The 21,545-nt window shown below is 68.9% G+C and carries 6 protein-coding genes and 1 tRNA gene; 2 read left to right on the top strand and 5 right to left on the bottom strand.

The annotated features are described in order from the left end of the window. Positions 1-42: 42 nt before the first annotated feature. From ACT3CF_RS04125 to ACT3CF_RS04110, 4 genes are read right to left on the bottom strand one after another with little or no spacing between them, the layout of a single operon-like run. A complete protein-coding gene (locus ACT3CF_RS04125; RefSeq protein ID WP_478420559.1) occupies positions 43-1,077 on the bottom strand; it encodes a sensor histidine kinase in 1,035 nt (344 codons plus the stop codon). Then, positions 1,074-1,520, bottom strand: a complete 447-nt coding sequence (locus ACT3CF_RS04120) for a response regulator (protein ID WP_478420557.1) — start codon at positions 1,518-1,520, stop codon at positions 1,074-1,076. The genes ACT3CF_RS04125 and ACT3CF_RS04120 overlap by 4 nt, the downstream gene beginning before the upstream one ends. Further along, a complete protein-coding gene (locus ACT3CF_RS04115; RefSeq protein ID WP_478420556.1) occupies positions 1,517-3,028 on the bottom strand; it encodes a sensor histidine kinase in 1,512 nt (503 codons plus the stop codon). The genes ACT3CF_RS04120 and ACT3CF_RS04115 overlap by 4 nt, the downstream gene beginning before the upstream one ends. 26 nt (positions 3,029-3,054) lie before the next feature. Further along, positions 3,055-3,540 carry a MarR family winged helix-turn-helix transcriptional regulator gene (locus tag ACT3CF_RS04110; RefSeq protein ID WP_478420555.1) on the bottom strand — a complete coding sequence of 162 codons (486 nt, stop codon included), beginning with the start codon at positions 3,538-3,540 and terminating at the stop codon, positions 3,055-3,057. A gap of 78 nt (positions 3,541-3,618) precedes the next feature. Here ACT3CF_RS04110 and ACT3CF_RS04105 point away from each other — a divergent pair, with 78 nt between their 5' ends. Then, positions 3,619-4,716 (top strand): branched-chain amino acid aminotransferase, encoded by a 1,098-nt coding sequence (locus tag ACT3CF_RS04105; protein ID WP_478420553.1) that lies wholly within the window; start codon positions 3,619-3,621, stop codon positions 4,714-4,716. Between the two features lie 24 nt (positions 4,717-4,740). Then, a tRNA-Gln gene (locus tag ACT3CF_RS04100) sits at positions 4,741-4,815 on the top strand. Between the two features lie 215 nt (positions 4,816-5,030). Here ACT3CF_RS04100 and ACT3CF_RS04095 read toward each other — a convergent pair. Beyond that, complete coding sequence (locus ACT3CF_RS04095) at positions 5,031-21,263, bottom strand: autotransporter-associated beta strand repeat-containing protein (RefSeq protein WP_478420551.1); 16,233 nt, start codon at positions 21,261-21,263, stop codon at positions 5,031-5,033. Between the last annotated feature and the right edge of the window lie 282 nt (positions 21,264-21,545).

The raw sequence follows: 21,545 nt of genomic DNA, 5'->3' as shown, positions 1-21,545 counted from the left end.
AATCGGCGGCAGGCCAACCCGGCCAGGCGGCCGTCGCGTCCGTCAGAGCGGCGCGACGACGACCGCGCGCGTGCCGGTACGCACCGCGTCATAGCGGACCTGGGCATCCAGACTGCGCGCCATCGCACGGATCAGCTTGGTGCCGAGGCCGGTGCCCCGGATCCGGCCATCGGCGGGCATGCCGGCCCCGTCGTCCTCGACCGCCAGTTCGAACCCGTCGTTCGCCATACCCAGCCGGATCCGCACCTCGCCGGCCTGTTCGGGCGGATAGGCATATTTGCACGCGTTGGTGACAAGCTCGTTGACGATCACCCCCAGCGACACCGCCCGGTCGGTGCTCAGGCGCACGGCCGCCGATTCGACGCGGATCGGCCGCGGCGCCGCGGGAGTCGACCAGGTCTGTTCAAGTTCGGCCGCCAGCGCGCGCAGATACTCGTCCATCGCCACCTGCTCGACATCGCCCGAGCTGTAGAGACGGCGATGGACCTGCGCGATCGCCTGGATCCGCTGCTGCGTTTCCATCAGCGCGCCCTTGGCAGCGGTGTCGGCAAGGATCGACGCCTGCATGTGGACAAAGGCCGAGACGAGTTGCAGGCTGTTCGAAACGCGATGGTTCACTTCGCGCAGCAGCGTCTCGAGCCGGGCGTTGATGGCGCGCAGTTCGCTCTCGACCGCCTCCTTCGCCGATCGCAGCCGAACCTTTTCGAGCGCCTGGTGAAAACTGCTGGCGAGCAGGTCGAAAAAGTCGTCCCCGACCGACTTTACCACATAATCGGCCGCGCCGGCCTTCAATGCCGCCACCGCCACGCGCGTCTCGTCCGAACCCGTGACATAGACGACGGGAGGACAATCCGGAATCATGCTCAGCTGATGGAGCGTTGCCAGCCCGTCCTGACCGGGCATGTAGTGGTCGATGGCGATCAGGTCGAAGCGCTCGGCGCGGACCAGCGCCACCCCTTCGGCGCCGCTCGCGGCAAGCCGCACGCGAAAGCCTCGCCGCCCCAGCGCGCGCTCGGCAAGCCGGCGCAGCGCCGCGTCATCGTCGATGTAGAGGATGTGGGCGCCGGTATCGCTCAAGCGCCCTCGCCCGGCTCGGGAACCTGGATCACCGACAGGAACAGGCCGAGTTGGCGGATCGCCTCGGCGAAGTTCTCGTAATTCACGGGCTTGGTAATGTAGACGTTGCAGCCAAGATCATAACAGCGCTGAATCTCGACCTTGTCGTCGGTCGTCGTGAGGACAACCACCGGCGTCCGCTTCAGCGGGCCGTCGCCCTTGATCCGGGCAAGAATGTCGGTCCCGCTCATGTCGGGCAGATTGAGGTCGAGCAGGATCAGTGCGGGACCGTTGCGGGCCGGACCTTCGGGCGAGTCGTACAGATATTCGAGTGCCGAGGTACCGTCGACGAAATGACGGATGACGTTGGAGATCCCCGCACGGCGAATGTTCTTCTCGATCAGGCGGGCGTGGCCCTCATCGTCCTCGATCATGACGATGTTGACCGGCTGGTGGTGATTCATGCGTCTTCTCCGCCTGGCTTCAGTGCCTTGGGCAGCGAAAGCCTGAAGGTCGAACCCTGGTCAAGCGCCGATTTGACTTCGATGAGACCACCCAGACGATAGGCGAGCGCGCGGACATGCGCGAGTCCGATGCCCTCGCCCGGCTGGTCCTGCGTCCCCGAACGGCGGAACAGGTCGAAAATGCGTTCATGATCGCGCGGATCGATGCCACGGCCATTGTCGCTCACCTCGAAAAGCACGCGGTCGCGCTCCTCGCGTCCCGTCACGCGAATGAATCCGGGCCGGCTGGGCGAAAGATATTTGACCGCATTCTCGACCAGGTTCGACAGAATCTGCTCGATCGCGACGCGGTCGTTGATGATGTCGGGCAGCGGCCCCGCCTCGATCGTCGCGCCCACTTCGGTAACGCGGTGACGGATGCTGTCGATGATGCCGCCGACGAGCGCGTTCATGTCGATGCGTTCGGGCGCCAGCGTGCGGCGGCCCTCGCGCGAAAGGCGCAGGATCGCGTTGATCAGCCGGTCCATCTTCTGCGTCGAGCTGCGGATGAAGCCGATTGCCTCGGGCAGGTCCTCGACCACCGCCGTGCGCACCGTCGGATCGACCTGCTCGGGCGCCTGCGCCTCCAGCCGGTCGAGAAACCCTGCCACCGTCTTGCGGGCGGCGTCGAGCTCGGCGGTAAAGCCCATCACATTGACCAGCGGCGACCGCAGGTCGTGCGACACGATATAGGCAAAGCGCTGAATCTCCTGATTGGCGCGCTCCAGCTCCGATGTGCGCACCGCCACCATGCCTTCCAGATCTTCGTTGAGGGCACGCAGCATCTGCTGCGATTCGGAAAGTGCCCGCGTGTAACGAAGCAGCACGGTGATGGTCGTCGCGGCGACCCCCAGAAACAGCGCGCCCGTCACGATCAGAATCGCGTAGAAGGTTCGAAGCGTCGCCTCCTGCTCGTCGTTGCGGCGCGCCAGCAACTCGCGTTCGTCGGTCAGCATCGCGTCGGCGATCGTGCGCATCCGTCGCATCTGCTGCACGGCGGGATCGGCTTCGAGGGCAGCTTCGGTCCAATCCGTGCCTGCCCTTGCCAGCGCCCGCCGCTGAATCGCCCGCTGGTCAACGATCAGCCGACGCAATTCGGCGAGCCGGCGCTGCTGCACCGGATTGTCGATGGTGAGCACCGCCAGTTGGTCGAGCGTCGCCGCCGCCTGATCCGCCGCCGATTCCATCCGCAGGCGAAATCCCTGGCCGCCGCCGAGCAAAACGCCGCGCCGCGCGGTTTCGGCGCGCTCGTTGGCGCTGGCGAACTCACCGATCCGCGTCTCGACATCGAGCGTATGCTCGACCCACCGGCCGCTCTGTTCATTGCGAAGCTGGAGCCAGACCGTCGTCACCCCGGCAACGAGCAGCGCGACAAAGCCCAACCCGACAAGCAGCGCCAGCCTGCGCGTGAACCGCGCCTGCGCCAGCTCGCCCGAAACCCCCGACGTCACCGAAATCGTTCCCCCCATGGCCGCGCGTGAACGCGCAACGGGGCTTAACGCACTCCCCCCCCGATCCGGTTCCGCTCCTGCGGCGAAATCAATCCTTCGAGCACGCCCCAGAAGCCGCCGACCGCCCCCTGCCCCGCATTCGAATAGGCTTCTGCCATCTTTTCACGCAGCGCGGCGAACAATTCGCCTTCCAGGGCAGCGCCGGCAGGGGTCAGCCGCAACAGCCGCTGGCGCCGGTCACGCTCGCCCGTGCGCGTTTCGACCAGTCCGCGCTCGGAAAGCTCGTTGAGTACGCGCCCGAGCGACTGTTTGGTGATCGACAGGATGCGCAGCAGCTCGCTGACGGTCAGGTCGGGCTTGCGCGCGATGAAGTAGAGCGCGCGGTGATGCGCCCTGCCCAGCCCCTCCGCCGCCAGCCCGGCGTCGATCGAACGCGTCAGGTTGGCATAGCCGAAATAGAGGAGTTCGATCCCGCGACGGATCTCCGGTTCGCGCAGGAAGAGCGGCGACGCAGGAATTGGGGCAACCATGTTGACCGTTCTAGCCCCGGGGCCTAGTCCGTCGCAAGCGGGTCCGGCCGGACTCGGCGGTCAGTTTCGAGAAGTGACATGGCAGACACGACGATCCTGGATTTTGAGTTCGAGGCGCACACCAACCCCACGGCGCAGGATGCGCGCGCGGCGGTACTCGCCAATCCCGGATTCGGCACCAACTTCACCGACCACATGGCGGTGATCCGCTACACCGAAGGGCGCGGCTGGCACGACGCGCGCATTCAGGCACGCGGCCCGCTGATGATCGACCCAGCCTGCGCGGTGCTCCATTATGCGCAGGAGATTTTCGAAGGGCTCAAGGCCTATCGGATGCCCGACGGCGGCGCCGCGCTGTTCCGCGCCGACGCGAACGCCCGCCGCTTTGCCGAATCGGCCCGCCGGCTTGCGATGCCGCCGCTTCCCGAGGCGCTGTTCCTCGAATCGATCCGTGCGCTGGTCCGTACCGACCGCGACTGGATTCCCGAGGGCGAAGGCGCCGCGCTCTATCTTCGTCCGTTCATGTTCGCGAGCGAGACCTTCCTCGGGGTTCGTCCGGCCAAGGAATATCTGTACGTCGTCATCGCCTCGCCGGCGGGCGCCTATTTCAAGGGCGGCGCACCGGCAGTGACGCTGTGGGTTTCCGATCATTTCACCCGCGCGGCGCCGGGCGGTACCGGGGCGGCCAAGTGCGGCGGCAACTATGCCGCCAGCCTCGTCGCGCAGGCCGAGGCGATCCGCGAATCGTGCGATCAGGTCGTTTTCCTCGATGCGGTCGAGAACCGCTATGTCGAGGAACTCGGCGGGATGAACGTGTTCTTCGTGTTCGAGGACGGCTCGATCCAGACGCCGCCGCTCTCCGGAACGATCCTGCCGGGGATCACGCGCGAGTCGCTGATCCGGCTGGCGCACGATTCGGGCGCGACGGTGCGCGAGGAGCGCTATTCGATCGACCAGTGGCAGGCCGACGTCCAGAGCGGCCGCCTGCGCGAAGCGTTTGCGTGCGGCACCGCCGCGGTGGTCACGCCCATCGGGCGCGTGCGCGGCAAGGGCTTCGACCTGACGATCGGCAACGGCGGGCCGGGCGTGGTGACCGGCCAGTTGCGCGAGCAGCTGGTCTCGATCCAGCGCGGCAATGCGGCCGATCCGCACGGCTGGGTTGAACGTCTGTTTTAAGGCCGTATAAGGCCCGCTCTCCGCTGGGGCGTAGCCAAGTGGTAAGGCAACGGTTTTTGGTACCGTCATGCGAAGGTTCGAATCCTTCCGCCCCAGCCAGCGAGCCTTCCAGATAAGTGACATGGTGGGTCATCGCCGATGATCCGCTTCGTCGCCGAGCATGGGCGGCGCGGCCTCCACGCGCGCACTGGCAGCGGGCGCCAGTCCGACCCGCAGACGGCTTCGGCCGCGAGCAGGGCGCATCCGCTTGCCACCCGCCACAGCCGCGTCTTGAAGGGCGTCCGCGCCGGAACCGGCCCGCCGCATCTCCGCCATTAGAACCGCAGCGAGAACCGCCCCGAAAATGCGTGTTGGTGGGCGCGATCGGCGAACTGGCCGCTATAGTTGAGCTGCAGCGTGGCGCGATCCGACACCGAATAGGCCAGCCCAGCCCCCACGGTCGCCATGTTCTTCACGATCGGCACGCCCGCCGCCTCGAATGGGGTGTCGCCCGAAAGGAACCGCATCGTAGCACTCGACGCCGTGTCGCCCATGGCGCGCTGCCAACCGAGCGTCAGGCTCGGCGTGAGCCGATGGTCGCCCAGATCGACCGAAGCCGCCGCCCGCATGCCGACCGTCGTGTAGAAGGTCTGCTGGCGCGGGGTCGTAACCGCAAGTCCGGCCGCACCACGCCCGCGCTCGACCGCTGTCCCGCTGGAAACGCGGACATAGGCTGCATTCGCGAATGGCTCGATCGCCGCCTTGCCAAGCGTCAGGCGATAGCTCGCTTCACCGAACAACTGCGTCGTATCAAGGCCATAGGCAGCGCGTTGCATATCGTTGAAGCCGGGGAAGGCAATCGTCCGCACCGCGCGGACATCGTGCCAGCTATAGGATACCCCGCCCCTCAGCCCCAGCGCGCCGAACTGACCGCCGACATACAGGCCCATGTCGTAATTGTCGGTCGTCGCCGACGAGACGTACCCGGCCTGATGCGACGTCGTCTGGCCAAATCCGCCGACGATCCCCGCGCGCACGCTGTCGGTAACGCCAAAGTCGAGCCCCGCCAGAAATCCGCCTGTCGATGACGAAAGCGTCGCCGCATTGCCGTCGCCGCGGTTCGCACCCCAGGCACCATAGCCTTGCGCCCAGAGCGTCGGCGTCAGCGCGCGGCCCAGCGCCGCGGTCGCCGGCCCGGCGGCATCGGCCGCGGCGGCAAGCACGCCGGGCTCCGTTCCGGTTTGCCGCAGACGCGTGCCCACGGCTTCGCGCAGATAGATGCTCTCCCGCTGGAGAGCGCTGCTCGTCGATGCATAGAATTCGCCCGAAAGCTGATCGAACGCAGAAGCGGTCGCCGTTTCAGACAGCTGAATCAGCGCCTCGAACACCGGGTTGCCGTCGGGCAGCGCCTGCGCCCCGGTTGCGGCGCCACGCTGGTTCGGCGTCCGGGCAAAGTCGGCAAACGCCTTTCCGTTGTACAAAAGGTTCAGATAGACATTCTGGAGATCATAGCTCAGCGACGGTCGCAGGAACGCGTAATCCGCCGTCACGCTGCCGAACGTTCCCGTCAGGGCGCCCGATGTGGTGAGGATGGCGACCTTGCTGTTCCGGCTGTAGCGCCCCGGCGTGGCATGAACGCGCACGCTCGCCTGCGGCGACAGCGTCACGTTGCCCGTCGCCACGATCAGGTCGTGCGCCCCCTGTGGCGTCACGTCGACGTCATAGATGGCCCCGGCGTTGAACGTCACCGTTCCGTTCACCGTCAGCGTTCCGGGCGAATAGCCGGGGGCGATGCTCGACCCGTCATTGGCGATCAGCCCCCCGATCGTCGCCGTGCCGCCGAGTACGCCGCCATTGTTCACCGTGAAGCTGGCGGTGCTGCCACTGCCCGCCTCCAGCCGCATCACCGATGCGTCGACGACGACGGGTGCCGAAACCGATGATTTGAAGCTGACGGTCCCGCCGCCCTTGAAGGTCAGCGTCCCCGATCCCGAGACCGAGCCCGCAAACCGATAGGAGTCCGAACGGTTGACGACCAGCGAGGCATTGTTGACGATGTCGCCGGGGATGACGCCGCTGGTGCCGCCGTCGCCGATCTGCAGCGTGCCGGCCGAAATCGTCGTGAGGCCGGTATAGCTGTTCGCCCCGGTCAGCACCAACGTACCCGTCCCGGTCTTTTCGAGGCTGCCTTCGCCGGAGATCACACCCGACACGGTCAGCGTCTTGTTCGCATCAACCTCGATTCCCGATGCCCCCGTGCCTTGCACCGCGTTCGAAAGCACCAGCGCCTTGCCGAACGCAAAGCTGTCGCCGGCACGAAGCGTCGCGCCCCGCGCGATCGTCAGCCCGCCCGTGCCGAGCGCCGCACCGGACAGCACCCGCAACGTTCCCGTCGCGACCGTCGTCCCGCCGGCATAGCTGTTTGCCGACGTCAGGGTCAGCGTCCCGGACCCCATCTGGGTCAGCGTACCGCTTCCGGAAATCGCGCCGTCGAACTGCGCCGCGCCCGAAAGGTTGAAGGCGAGCGCCGCATTGTTGACCACATCGCCCAGGATCGCCCCGGCCGTCCCCCCGTCGCCGATCTGGAGCACGCCGCCGGAAATGGTCGTCCCGCCCGTATAGCGGTTCGCCCCCGTCAGGATCAGTCGGCCGCGATCGGCCTTCTCCATGCCGGTCGCGCCCGTCAGCGCGCTGGCGATCGTCGCGACGGCATCGGCACCGGCATCGCTGCCGTCGCCAACACGGATCATCGCGGGGCCGCTGCCCTCCAACGCGATGGCGCCCCCTTCCACGCGGTAGCCGCCCTGCGCGAACTGCATCCCGGTCGCGCGCACCTGTCCCGCGCCATTGTCGACCGTGACCGTTCCCGCCGTGCCCTGGAAGACGGCGAGCCCGCCATTCCACGCCTGCGCAATGGTTCCGGAGGCATTGCTCCAGTTGGCCTGCTCCCCCGCGCTCCAGGTACCGGTGCCGCCCAGCACCGTCTGGCGCGGCGTCGACTGCGCGCCGTTCCAGAACTGCATCGTGCTGTCCCGGCTTTCGACAAGCAGGTTCACCTGCCCGGCAAGCGCGGTCTGGATGCCGCCCGCCACGCCGCCGGAGAGCGGGGCGACCTCCAGACCGCGGTCGGTCAGCCTGCCGCCATAGCCGATCACCCGATAGATGCCCGCGCCAAAGCCCGGGGCCTGCGTTACGTTCAGCGTGCCATCGAGTACGACGTCGCCGTCGACCGTAAAGACGCCGCCGCCCGTCGTCGCGCCCAGCGTGACGTTGAGGCGGGCGCCCGCCTCCAGATCGAGATTGCCCATCGTCAGGCCGTTCGCCTGCACGCCGCTCAACGTTCCGCCATCGCGCACGCGCACCGTCTGCGCCACTGCCCCCGCGCCCGAAAGCCGGGCACCGTCCTGCACCTCGACATCGCCCGTCAGGCTTCCGCCCAGCACCAGTTCGCCTGCCGCGACCGTCGTCGTCCCGGTGAAACGATTGGCACCGGTCAGCGTCAGCGTGCCGGTCCCGATCTTGCCCAGCCCGCCGCTGCCGCTCAACGTGCCGGCGAACGTCGTCGCACCCTGATCGCTCCCCACATTGAGCGTCGCCGCGTTGATCCGGACGTCGCCGCCGCCGCTGAGTGCGCCCAGCGTCTTGGTTCCGGTCATCTGCAGGTCGAGCATCGCCCCCGCCGCCACCGCGACCGCACTGCCGTCGCTCAAAGCGCCGTTACCCTCGGCGACGAGCGTGCCGCTGTCGACCGCCGTCGCCGCGGCATCGTTGGTCCCGGCAAGCGTCAGCGTGCCCGAGCCCAGCTTGACCAGCCGCCCGGCGCCCGCGACCACCCCATCGAAGCGCGTATCGGTGCCGTCGGCGCCCACGCGCAGCGCATGGCCGTTCAACGCCACGCCGCCGGTCCCCGCCAGCGAACCGATCGTCTCATCCGCATCGACCAGGCGCAGCACCGTCGCGGCCGCCAGCGTGACCCGCGCGCCGTCGGCCAGCGCAGCGCCGCCGCTCACGGCCAGCGTGCCCGCCGCAACCGTCGTCGCCCCGGTAAAGCTGTTGGCGCCCGACAGCGTCAACGTACCCGCCCCGGCCTTGGTCAGCGTGCCGCCGCCCGAAATCACACCCGCAAAGGCGCTGTCGTCGGCGCGGTCGAAGACAAGCACGCCATTGTTGCGCACCGGCCCGGCAAGCATCCCGTCGGTTCCGCCGTCACCGACCTGCAATACCCCTGCGGCGATCGTCGTGCCGCCGGTGAAGCTGTTGGCGCCTGTCAGCACCAGCGTTCCCGCCCCCGCCTGCGTCAGCGCACCGGCCCCGCCGATATTGCCCGCAAAGCGCACCGTATCGGCCCGATCAAAGGCAAGCGTCGCCCCCGACGCAACCGTGACATTGCCCAGGATCGCGCCCGTCGTCCCACCATTGCCGATCTGGAGCGCGCCCTGCGCCACGCTCGTATCGCCGGCATAGCTGTTGTCGCCGGTCAGGATCAGCGTTCCCAGGTCGGTCTTGCGCAGGCCGGCCGTCCCGGTGAGGGTCGAGCCGATCGTCGTCCGATATGCGGTTCCCGCTGCGGTTCCGTCGCCGACGCGCACCTGCGTCTGGCCCGAGGTTGCCGCCAGCGCGATCGCGCCACCCGACAGCACATAGCCGTCGGCCATGAACTGCAGCCCGGTCGCCGAAACCGGATCGACCACGGCGACGGTCCCTGCGGCTCCCGAAAAGACCGCGAATGTGCCGTTCCATGCCCGCGCCTGATCGAGCGCCGGAACCAGCCAGTTGGTCTGGGCCGGGCTGCTCGTCCAATTGCCGCTTCCGCCGCGCAGGCTGCCGTCGGCGGTCGTCGCGGTGCCGTTCCAGTAGAGCATTTCGCTGTTCAGCACGGCCAGGTTCACCTGCCCCGGCGCCTGCTGGATCGCATAGTTGAAATCGGTCGGCACGTTGCCGAGTGTCAGCCCGTTGTCCGCCGCGAGGCGCGTGTAGTCGAGGATGCGGTACACCCCCTGCGCCATCTCGCCCGTGCGGGTGACGTTCAGCACGCCGCCAAGCGTCAGCACCCCCGCCGAGAAGACCGCGCCGCCCGTCGGCGCACCCAGCATCACGTCCAGATTGGCACCGGCCGAAAGCGTCAGCCCTGCCATCGTCAGGCCATGCCCGTCGGGCGCGGTGGCGATGCCGGCCCTCAGCGTGCCGCCGTCCTCGATCGTGACCGTCCCGGCGATCGTACCGCCGGATTCGCCCCCGGCGCTGCCCTGCAACGCGGCACCCGACCGGACGACGACATCGCTTGCCAGGCTGACGCCGCCCAGGAGTTCCAGCGTGCCGGACGCCACGCTGGTCCCTGCCCCGGCACTGTTGGCGCCGACCAGCGTCAACTTGCCCGGCCCTCGCTGCACCAGCGCACCGCTTCCGGCGATCGCTCCCGCCGCGATCACGTCGTCAGCGCGGTTGAATCCGATCGTGCCCTCGTTGGTGACCGCGCCGGTCAGGTTGCCCCCCGTCCCGCCATCGCCGATCCACAATGCGCCGTCGGCGATGGTCGTGGGGCCGCGATAATCGCTCGCGCCGGTCAGGATCAGCGTGCCCGCCCCGGCCTTGGTGAGCGCACCCGCGCCCGAAAGCGCCCCGCCCAGTGTCAGGGTGACGCCGCTCGCCGGGGCAACGGTGCCATTGCCGATCAGCGTTACCGAACGGCTCGACGTGAACGAGGCGGTGGTCGCCAGCGTGCCGTCGGTCAGCGTCAGCCCGGTATTGGCATCGCCAAGATTGGTGTCGGCGGAAATCTGCAGCACGCCCGCGGCAACGCTGGTCCCGCCGCCATAGCGGTTCGCTCCGGCAAGGATCAGCGTCCCGCCGCCGGTCTTGACCAGCGCCCCACCCCCCGCGATCGGTCCGGCCAGCGTCAACGCCGTCGCGTCGGCAGGCGCGATGCGCGCGTTGCCGGTCAGCGTGACGTCACGGTTCGAGGCGAAGCTCGCCGTCGTCGTCAGCGTCCCGGCGTCGAGCGTGAGCACGCCCGCGGCATCGCCAAGATTGCCGTCCGCGGTGACCTGCAAGGTGCCGCCGACGATCGCCGTCCCGCCCTGATGGCGATTGGTTCCGGAAAGGATCAGCGTGCCCGCCCCCGCCTGTGTCAGCGATCCGGAGCCGGTAACGGTGCCCCCGAACTCGACCGTATCGGCGCGGTTGAAAACCAGTGCGGCATCGTTGCGCACCTCGCCGCTCAGGCTGCCTGCGGTACCGCCGTCGCCGATCTGCAACGTCCCCGCCGACAGCGTCGTGCCGCCTGCATGCTGGGCGGTGCCGGTCAATACCAGCGTGCCCGTGCCTGCCTTGACGAGCGCACCATTGCCTGAAACGAGTCCGCCGAGCGTCAGCCGCGTTCCCCCCGCCGGCGCCAGGGTGCCCGTTCCGGCCAACGTCAAGGTTCGGTCCGACGCAAACGACGCCGTCGTCGCGAGCGCCCCGCCTGCGAGCGTCAGCCCGCCCGATGCCGCGCCCAGATTGGCGTCCGACGCCACTTGCAACGTGCCGCCCGAAATGCTCGTCCCGCCAGCATAGCTGTTGGCACCGCCCAGGATCAGCGTCCCCGGACCCGCCTGCGTCAACGTCCCCGCGCCGCCGACGACGCCGTCGAGCGTCAGCGTCGTCCCGCTCCCCGGCGCAAAGATGCCGTTGCCCGTCAGCGTCACCCCGCGCGCCGATGCAAACGAGCCGGTGGTCGCAAGCGTCGCACCCGAAAGCGCCAGCCCGCCCGATGCCGCGCCCAGATTGGCGTCCGACGCCACTTGCAACGTGCCGCCCGAAATGCTCGTCCCGCCGGCATAGCTGTTGGCACCGCCCAGGATCAGCGTCCCCGGCCCGGCCTGCGTCAACGTCCCCGCGCCGCCGACAACGCCGTCGAGCGTCAGCGTCGTCCCGCTGCCCGGCGCAAAGATGCCGGTGCCCGTCAGCGTCACCCCGCGCGCGGACACAAGCGAGCCGGTGGTCGCAAGCGTCGCGCCCGAAAGCGCCAGCGCACCCGATGCCGCGCCCAGATTGGCGTCCGACGCCACCTGCAACGTGCCGCCCGAGATGCTCGTCCCGCCGGCATAGGCGTTGCTCCCGCCCAGGATCAGCGTCCCCGGCCCCGCCTGCGTCAACGTCCCCGTCCCGCCGACGACGCCGTCGAGCGTCAGCGTCGTCCCGCTGCCCGGCACAAAGATGCTGGTGCCCGTCAGCGTCACCCCGCGCGCCGATGCAAACGAGCCGGTGGTCGCAAGCGTCGCGCCCGAAAGCGCCAGCCCGCCCGATGCCGCGCCCAGATTGGCGTCCGACGCCACCTGCAACGTGCCGCCCGAGATGCTCGTCCCGCCGGCATAGCTGTTGGCACCGCTCAGGATCAGCGTCCCCGGCCCGGCCTGCGTCAACGTCCCCGCGCCGCCGACGACGCCGTCGAGCGTCAGCGTCGTCCCGCTGTCCGGCACAAAGATGCTGGCGCCCGTCAGCGTCACCCCGCGCGCCGATGCAAACGAGCCGGTGGTCGCAAGCGTCGCTCCCGAGAGCGCCAGCCCGCCCGAAGCGGCGCCCAGATTGGCGTCCGACGCCACCTGCAACGTCCCGCCCGAGATGCGCGTCCCGCCGGCATAGCTGTTGGCACCGCCCAGGATCAGCGTACCCGGCCCGGCCTGCGTCAACATCCCCGTCCCGCCGACAACGCCGTCGAGCGTCAGCGTCGTCCCGCTGCCCGGCACAAAGATACCGTTGCCCGTCAGCGTCACCCCGCGCGCCGACGCAAACGAGGCGGTGGTCGCAAGCGTCGCGCCCGAAAGCGCCAGCCCGCCCGATGCCGCGCCCAGATTGGCGTCCGACGCCACCTGCAACGTGCCGCCCGAGATGCTCGTCCCGCCGGCGTAGCTGTTGCTGCCCGACAGCACCAGGCTGCCCGCGCCCGTCTTGGTCAGCCCGGCAGCGCCCGCGACCACGACGTCGATCGTCGCGCTGCCGTCATCGACCCGCACATAGGGCGCGTCGCCGCCTGCCTGCGCCACCAGCGTCAGCGTATTGGCGCCGTGCAGCGCATAATCGGGCACCGCAAACTGCAGTCCGCTCGCCCGCACGTCGCTGCCGAGCGTGACCGCACCCGCCGTTCCGGTAAAAATCGCGAGGCCGCCGTCGATCCACGACGCGGCACTGGTGCCGTTGACGTTCGACCAGTTCACCGCGCTCGCGTCCCAACCGCCGGCACCGCCGGTGATCGTGCCGCTGCCCCCGATGCCGCCACCGTTCCACCATTGCGTCGAAACGCCGTCGGCGACCGCGATCAGGTTGATCTGTCCGGCAACCGCCGTCTGGATCAGGCTTGAGGAAAGCGAGGCCGGAAGGCCCGCAAGCGACAGACCGCCCCCCGTCACGCTGAGCGTGCCGCCATAATCGACCAGGCGATAGCTGCCGGGCTGGAACAGGCCGCCCTCGTTCACCGTGATGTTGCCGCCGGCCAGCGAAAGGTTGCCCGTTACCGTCACCCGGTCGTTGAGTGCGCTGGCCTGCGCATTCGGCTGGGCAAGGCTGAAGGCAAGCGTCGCCCCTGCACCGACCGACAGATCGCCGCCGATCGTCAGCGTCCCCGGCGCATCGACCGCGCCGGGCGCCAGCGTCGCGCCGCCAGCCAGCGTCACGTCGCCCCCGATCGTGCCGCCGCCGCCCAGCGTCGCGCCGCTCGCGACCCACGCCGGGCCGGCGATGCTGCCCGCGATCTGCAGCGTGCCTGCGGTCACCCGGGTGCCGCCGCTATAGCTGTTCGTACCGCCCAGGATCAGCGTGCCCGGCCCATCCTGAGTCAGCGCCCCCGTGCCGGAGATGCCCGAACGCAGAAGCAGCGCGGTCCCGCTCGCGGGCGTGAAGGTCGCATCCGCGGCGAGCGCCACCGTCCGATCCGAGGCGAAGCTGCCGGTCGTCGACAAGGTCCCGCCCGCAAAGGTCACGCCGCCGGCAGCATCGCCCAGATTGGCGTCCGCGGCGACCTGAAGCGTGCCGGCCGAGAGCCGTGTGCCGCCCGCGTAAGTGTTGGCGCCCGTGAGGATCAGCGTGCCCGCGCCGGACTGGACGAGCGTCCCGGCGCCCGTCAGGATGCCGCCGAGCGTCAGCGTCGTTCCCGTCGCGGGATTGAAGTTGCCGCCCGCCAGCGTCACGGCGCGATCGCTCACGAACGACCCCGTCGTCGCCAGCACGCCCCCGGCCATCGTCAACCCGGCCGCGGCATCGCCGAGCCTGGCGTCGGCGTCGATCTGCAGCGTGCCCGCCGCAAGCGTCGTTCCGCCGCCATAGCTGTTCGCTCCGGTGAGGATCAGCGTTCCTGCGCCCGACTTGACGAGCGCGCCGGTGCCGCTCACCACGCCGCCCAGCATCAAGATCGTGTCGGCGGCCGGCGCGAACCGGGCATTGCCGCCCAGATGCACCGCGCGCCCCGAAGCGAACGAGGCGATCGAGGCCAGCGTCGCATCGCTCAGCGTCAATCCGCCTGCCGCAACGCCCAGATTGCCGTCTGCGCCGATCTGCAGCGTCCCCGCCGCGACGACCGTTCCGCCGCGATAGTCATTGGCATGCGTCAGGACCAGCGTTCCCGCACCGTTCTTGATCAATGCCCCATTGCCGGCCACCTCGCCGTCCAGCGTCAGTACCGTGCCATCGGCCGGGGCGAAGCTGCCGCCGGAAAGCGTGTTGATGAGGCGGGACGAGGCAAATGAAGCCGTCGTGACGAGCGCCCCGCCCACGAGCAACGCGCTTGCGGGATCCCCCAGCGTTGCGTCCGCGGCCACCTGCAATGTCCCGCCGTCGATCCTTGTCAGGCCGGAATAACGGTTAGTGCCGGTCAGGATCAGCGTCCCCGGTCCGGCCTGTGTGACCCCACCGCCTCCGCTGATCGTCCCGCCGAAGCTGATGATGTCGGAACGCCTGAAGACCAGCGTGCTGTCAGACGCAACGGAGACATCGCCGACGATGCTCCCCGTCGTGCCGCCATCGCCGACCTGGAGGGTGCCGGCGGAAATGATCGTCCCCCCGGTGTAGCTGTTGGCGCCGGTCAGCGTGAGCGGCAAGTAGCCGCTGTGCGTCAGCGACCCCGAGCCGGAAATCGCGCCCGAAAAGGTAATGAGGTCGGCGTTGTTGAAGATCAGCGCACCGTTGTTGACGATATCGCCGCGAATCTCCCCGGTCAGGTTGCCGTCGCCGATCTGCAGCGTGCCGGCCGAAATCGTCGTTCCGCCCGAATAGCTGTTCGTGCCGGTCAGCGTGACGGTGCCCGTGCCCGACTTGGTGAGGGCGCCGCTGGCGGAGATCACGCCGGCATAGGTGCCGTCGAAATCCTGGACGAACGCAACCGTGCCGTCGTTGACGATGTCGCCGCTGATCCTGCTCGTGGTGACTTGCAGCGTCCCCGCCTGCACCTCGCTCGACCCGTCATAGGGATTGGCGCCGGCGAGCACCAACGTGCCCGCCCCCGCCTTGTAGAGCGTACCCGTGTGGTTCAGCGTTCCGTCGAGCGTCAGCGTGACGCCGGCGTCCGGCCTGAAGGTACCGCCGGGGCCGTCGATGTTGAACGTCCGCGAACTGGTGAACGAGTTGCTCGCGGCGAGCGTGCCCTGCGAAAGCACGAGCGGAACCGAGGCATCGCCCAGTGCGTCGTCGGACGCGACCTTGAGCGTCGCGGAACCCGTCACGGTGGTGCCGCCCGCATGGCTGTTCGTCCCGCCGAGCGTCAGCGTGCCGCCGCCCGTGACGGTGACCGAGCCCGCGCCGGTGATCGGCCCCGCGTAGCTGTATTCGTCCGAACGGTTGAAGATCAGCGCACCGTCGTTCGCGATGGCGCCGGCCAGGCTGCCGCTCGCGCCGCCGCTGCCGAGCTGCAGCGTGCCCGACGTGATCAACGTCGTGCCCGTGAAGCTGCTGTCGCCGGTCAGCGTCAGCGTATCGCTGCCGTCGTGGATCAGCCTGCCGCTGCCGGTGATGCGGCCGTCATAGGAAATTGCGTCGGAACGGCTGAAAACGAGCGTGCCGTCGTTCGCGATGTCCCCCTGCACGCTGCCGCTGGTGCGGCCGTCGCCGATCCGGAGCGTGCCTTGCTCGATGCTGGTGCCGCCGAGGTAGACGTTCTCGCCGAGCAGGGTCAGGGTGCCGGTGCCCCCCATGACCAGCGAACCGGCACCGCTGATCGCCCCGGTCAGCGTCAGCGTCGTCGATCCCGACGGTACGAAGGTGCCGGCACCGGTCAGCGTGACGGCCCGGCCCGAGGTGATGTCCGTCGTCGTGTAGAGCGCACCGCCCGCCATCGTCAGTCCGCCCGAGCTCGCGCCGAGCTTGGCGTCGGACGAAATCTGGATCCCGCCGTCCGCGATCGTGGTGCCGCCGCTGTAGCTGTTGTTGCCGGTGAGGATCAGCGTGCTCGACCCCGCCTGGGTCACCGAACCGGTGCCGGAGATCGCGCCGGCGAAGTTGAACACGTCTCCGATGTCGAAAACGAGCGCGCCTTCGTTGGCGACGTTCCCGCTGATCGAACCGGTCGCCCCCCCTGCACCGATCTTGAGCGTACCCGCCGAAATCGTCGTCCCGCCCGAATAGCTGTTGGCGGCGGCGAGCGTCAGCGTACCCGCGCCCGTCTTGGTGAGCCCGCCCGTGCCCGATATCCCGCCGCGCACGGTCAGCATCGTGCCGGCGGATTGCGAGAGCGTGCCGGCGCTGCTCAGCGTCATGCCGCGGCTCAAGCTGAACGTCCCGGTGGTCGCCAGCGTGCCGCCGGAAAGCGTGATCGTGCCCGAACTGGCGAGGTTGTCCGACGACGAAACCTCGAGCGTGCCGGCGGAGACGTTCGTTCCGCCGGTGTAGGTGTTGGTGCCGGAGAGCGACAGCGTGCCCGCCCCCACCTTGTTCAGCGCGCTCGAACCCGAAACGACGCCGCTCAGCGTCAGTGTCGTCCCGGTGGCAGGGGAGATCGAACCGCCGCCAAGGCTAACCGCCCGGCTCATGCCGAAGGTCGCCGTCGTCGCCAAGACGCCGCCATTGAGGGCCAGGTCGGCGGTGCCCATATTCGCGTCGGCGGCGATCTGCAGCGCGCCGGTGAGTATCGTCGTGGCGCCGCTGTACGTATTGGCACCGCTCAGCGTGAGCGTGCCCGTCCCCCGCTTGGTGAGCGTGCCGGTTCCCGAGATGTTGCCCGCGAAGGTGAGGTCGTCCGAACGGGCGAACCGCAGGGCGGCGTTGTTGGTAATATCCCCCGTGATGCTGCCGCTGGGGCCCAGATTGCCGATCTGGAGGGTGCCGGCAGAAATGGTGGTGCCGCCGCTGTAGGTGTTGGCGCCCGTGAGTTGCAACGTGCCGTCCCCGCTCACGGTGAGCGCGCCGGTGCCTGAGATGACCCCGCTCCAGGTCACCGCCTTCCCGGATGAGGTTATCAGAACACCCCCGGTACCGCTCAACGTTACCGGCCGGGAAATGGTGAGGGTCTGGGTCACGGCAAGTGCGCCGCCGGAAAGCGTCAACCGCGAGGCCGCGTTTCCCAGACTCGCATTGTTGGAGATCTGGATCGTCCCGGCGGAGATCGTCGTCCCGCCCGAATAGCTGCTCGACGTGCTGGAGAGCGTCAGCGTCCCCCAGCCGTCCTTGGTGAGCGAACCCGTGCCGGTGATCGCGCCGCTATAGGTGATGTCATCCGAGCGGTTGAAGATGACGGAACCGCCGCTGAGGGCAAGGCCGCCGGTCACGCTGCCGGTCGTTCCGCCATTGCCGATCTGCAGCAGGCCGCCCGAAACGGTCGTGCCGCCATTGTACAGGTTGGCACCGGTGAGAACCAGCGTGCCGGCGCCGCTCTTGGTGAGCGCCGCGCTGCCGGTGATTGCACCGCCAAGCGTGAGCGTGGTGTCGGATGCCGTCGCCAGCGTGGTGCTGCCGGTCAGCGCGATCGCCCGGCTGGAGCTGAACGTGCCGGTCGTGGAGAGCGTGGCGCCGCTGATCGAAAGGGCGCCCGCCGCCGCGCCCAGGTTCGCGTCCGCCGAAATCTGCAGCGTCCCCCCGGTGACGGTGGTGTCGCCGGTATAGCTGTTGGTGCCGGTGAGCGTCAGCGTGCCGGTGCCCGATTTGGTCACCCCGCCCGTGCCGGAAATCGCGCCGGCATGGGTGAATGCGTCCGATCGATTGAAGAACAGCGCGCCGTTGTTGACGATGTCGCCGGAAAGGCTCCCGGTCGTGCCGCCGCTCCCGATCTGAAGCGTACCGGCCGAAATCGTCGTGATGCCGCTATAGCTGCCGGCGCCGCCCAGGATCACGGTACCGCTGCCCGCCTTGGTCAGCGATCCGTCGCCCGAAACGGCGCCGTTCAATGTCAGCGTCGTGGCCGATGCTGGGGTGATCGTGCTGGCGCCGCTCAGCGTCACGTCGCGGGCAGAGGTGATCGACGCCGTCGTGGCCAGCGTCCCCCCGCCCAGCGTGAGGACGCCCTGGCCGGCGCCCAGATTCGCATCCGCCGCGATCTGCAGCGTGCCGTCCTCGATCGTGGTGCCGCCAAGATAGCTGTTGGTGCCGGAAAGGATCAGCGTGCCGGCCCCGCTCTTGGTGAGCGAACCGCTTCCCGAAATCGTGCCCGCCAGCGTCAGCGTCGTGGCCGATGCCGGCGCGATCGAGCTGGCGTCGCTCAGCGTCACGCTGCGGGCAGAGGTGAAATCGGCGGTGGTGGCGAGCGTGCCGCCGGCGAGCGTGAGGTCGCCCGAACTGTCGCCCAGCGGATCGTCGGACGCGATCTGCAGCGTGCCCGCGGCAACGGCGGTGCCGCCGGTGTAGCTGTTGGTTCCGGAAAGGATCAGCGTGCCCGCGCCCGTCTTGGTCAGCGATCCGCCGCCCGAGATCGCGCCGTCCAGCGTCAGCGTCGTGGCCGTCGCGGGCGCAATCGCGGCGGCTCCGTCCAGCGTCAGCGCCCGGGTGGAATTGATCGTCGCCGTCGTCGCCAGCGTGCCGCTGCCGATCGTCAACGTCGCGCTGGCCGCACCCAGCGCCCCGTCCGACGCGATCTGCAACGTGCCGGCCGTGATGAAGGTGCCGCCGGAATGGTCGTTGTCGTACAGGAGCCGCAGCGTGCCGGTGCCCGCCTGGGTCAGCGTGCCCGTCCCCGACATGTAGCCGAACGTCGTCGAGTCCGATCGATTGAACACGACGGCGCCGTTGTTGATGTTGTCGCCCAGCAAGACGCCCGACGTGCCGCCGTCGCCGATCTGCAGCGTGCCCGCCGAAATGACGGCGCCGGCGTCGTTCTCGCTCGCCCCGGTCAGGACGAGCGTTCCGGCCCCCAGCTTGTAGAGGACGCTCGCGCCGGTGATGTCGCCGGTGAGCTTCAGGATCGTGCCGACATCCGTGTTGAAAGTGGCGCTGCCGGTGAAGTTCAACGCGCGGGCCGATGTGAACGAGGCCGTGCTGCGCAGCGTCCCGCCGTTCAGGACCAGCGCACCGGCGCTCGCGCCCAGGTTCGCATCCGCGCTCACGCTCAGCGTGCCTGCCGACAAGGTCGTGCCGCCGCTATAGCTGTTGGTGCCGGACAGGATCAGCGTTCCCAGCCCCGCCTTCTGCAGCGCACCGCTTCCCGAGATGCTCCCGTCGAGCGACAGCGTCGTCGCCGAAGAAGGCGTGATCGCGTTCGTCCCCGAAAGCGTCAGCGCGCGACTCGACGCCAGCGACGCGGTCGACGCCAGCGAGCCCCCCGCAAGGGTGATCCCGCCCGCCGCCGCACCCAGATTGGCATCGGACGCGATCTCCAGCGTCCCGCCCGAGACGATGGTGCCGCCCGAATAGCTGTTGACGCCGGAAAGGATCAGCCTGCCCGCACCGGCCTTCGTCAGCGCGCCCGCCCCGTCGATCACGCCGGCGAGCGTCAGCGAGATCCCCGTCCCGGCCTGAAGGGTTCCGCCGCCGCCACCCAGCGTCGTCGCCCGCGACGTGCTCAGTGACGCACTCGCCGCCAGCGTCCCGCCCGCGAGCGTCAGCGCGCCCGAAGCATCGCCCAGATTCGCGTCGGTGCCGATCGACAACGTGCCGGCCGAAACCGTGGTGCCGCCCGAATAGCTGTTCGTTCCCGAAAGCGTCAGCGTGCCCGCCCCCGCCTTGCGCAGCGCACCCGTGCCCGAAAGCACGCCCGACAGCGTCGCCGTGTTGCCGCCGGTATCGATCGTCCCTGTCTTTCCCGTACCGAGCACCATCGCATTCGAGGTGGTGAGCGCAGAACCCGCGGCGAGCGTGCCGTTGCCGAAATTGAACGTGCCCGTGCCCCGGATGGCGTTGGTCCCGCCCAGGGTCAGCGTGCCGCCGTCGAGGTTGACCACGCCGGTGCCCGATCCGAACTGGAGAAAGCTCGACCCCGAAAGCGTCAGCGCGCCGCCGGTCATCGTCAGCGTGCCGGTCGCACCGGATACGCTGGCCAGCACCAGCGCGGTCGCGACGTTGGCGGACCCGCCCGAAATGCTGAACGTCCCGGTGCCGCCGGCCGAAGCCCCGAAGACGATTTGCGCGGAGCCGCCGACATTCTGGACCGAAAGCGTGCCGGCGCTCAGATTATAGCTGCCCTGCCCCCCCGTCCCGTAATTGCTGACGTCGCTGCCGAAACGGATCGGATTGGCGAGCGCCAGCGTGACGACCGATCCCGGCCCGTCCTGGGTGATGCTCCCGGTTGCCTTGGAATCGCCGACATAGAGCTGCCCGCCCGTAAAGCTGCCCGTGGTGATCGAGAACTGGGCATTGTCCGAAATCGTCAGCGTGCCCGACGCGGGGGTGCCCGACCCGGCCGCGCCTGAGGTGCGCGAACCGATATAGGCCGTCATGCCGCCCGCGCTCGCGTCGAAGACGGCGTTGCCCGACAGCGTATAGCTGCCCGTCCCGCCCGCGGTGCCCAGGTCCAGCGCGCTTGCGCTGCTGAAGCGGACGACGCCGCCCGACTGGTTGAAATTGCCGACCACCCCGCTGCCGCGACCGATCGCCAGCCCGCCATAGTTGAGGCTGCCCGGGTTCGCGACCCACAGCAACTCACCTGCCGACATGTTGATCGTGCCGTTGCCGCCGGTCGTGTTGGTCGCGCCGCCCCCCACCCAGATCCGGCCGATCGAGATTCCGGGCGCCGTGCTGGTATCGGCCAGGTTCACCTGAACCGTGCCGCCGGCGATGTTGAGCGTGCCGTTCCCGCCATTGCCGATCTCGATACGCCCGTTGCTCGACCCGCTGGTGGTGTTCACGATCAGCGTCGAACCCGAAACGAGCGTCAGGTCGGCATCGCCGCCGGCAGTGCCGATATCGAAGGGCGACGTGTTGAACGTGACCTGCAGGGCCGTGCCCCCATCCGGCCAGGTCCAGCCCGGCTGCGCGACGAAGGTTCCCCCGCCCTGAACGGTGATCGTGTCCGGCTGGCCGGAGGCGAGCGCGGCGTTGATCGCGGCGGCGAACGCGTTCTGATCGGTGACGACGATGCTGTCCGCGCGGGCGCGCTCGGACGCGGCGGCCTGGACCAGCACCGTCAGCACGGCCGCACTCGCGTAAAGCCGGACCCGGCGCGCCTTTAAACTGGTACGCATCACCCCTCCCCCCAACCGGAACGCCCCGTCGCGTGGAGAAAAACTCAGCACCCACTCATCAACAGAGCGAATGATTATTTACCTTGTTACGCAGGCGGATCGCAAGACGGATATTGGATTTTCACCGTTTGACTCGCCGTTACTTTCTTTCGTTATTCCGCCATCATGCGAAAAGGCGGCGGCACCGCCGCCCGCCACGCGGTTTCGGCCCGTCGATTTTTGTTTGCACGCCTCGCCCCCCGCGCAGCCTTTTCGGTTTTCGCGCGTTCGCACGAAGCTGAA

The organism is Sphingomonas chlorellae (assembly GCF_056485145.1).
Note: the sequence above shows the minus strand (reverse complement) of the source record. Positions and strands in the feature narration are given on the sequence as shown.

Bases quoted from the DNA above. Each gene is read 5' to 3' on its own strand.
- ACT3CF_RS04120 (WP_478420557.1), bottom strand. From the start codon at position 1,520: ATGAATCACCACCAGCCGGTCAACATCGTCATGATCGAGGACGATGAG.
- ACT3CF_RS04115 (WP_478420556.1), bottom strand. From the start codon at position 3,028: ATGGGGGGAACGATTTCGGTGACGTCGGGGGTTTCGGGCGAGCTGGCG.
- ACT3CF_RS04110 (WP_478420555.1), bottom strand. From the start codon at position 3,540: ATGGTTGCCCCAATTCCTGCGTCGCCGCTCTTCCTGCGCGAACCGGAG.
- ACT3CF_RS04105 (WP_478420553.1), top strand. From the start codon at position 3,619: ATGGCAGACACGACGATCCTGGATTTTGAGTTCGAGGCGCACACCAAC.
- ACT3CF_RS04095 (WP_478420551.1), bottom strand. From the start codon at position 21,263: ATGCGTACCAGTTTAAAGGCGCGCCGGGTCCGGCTTTACGCGAGTGCG.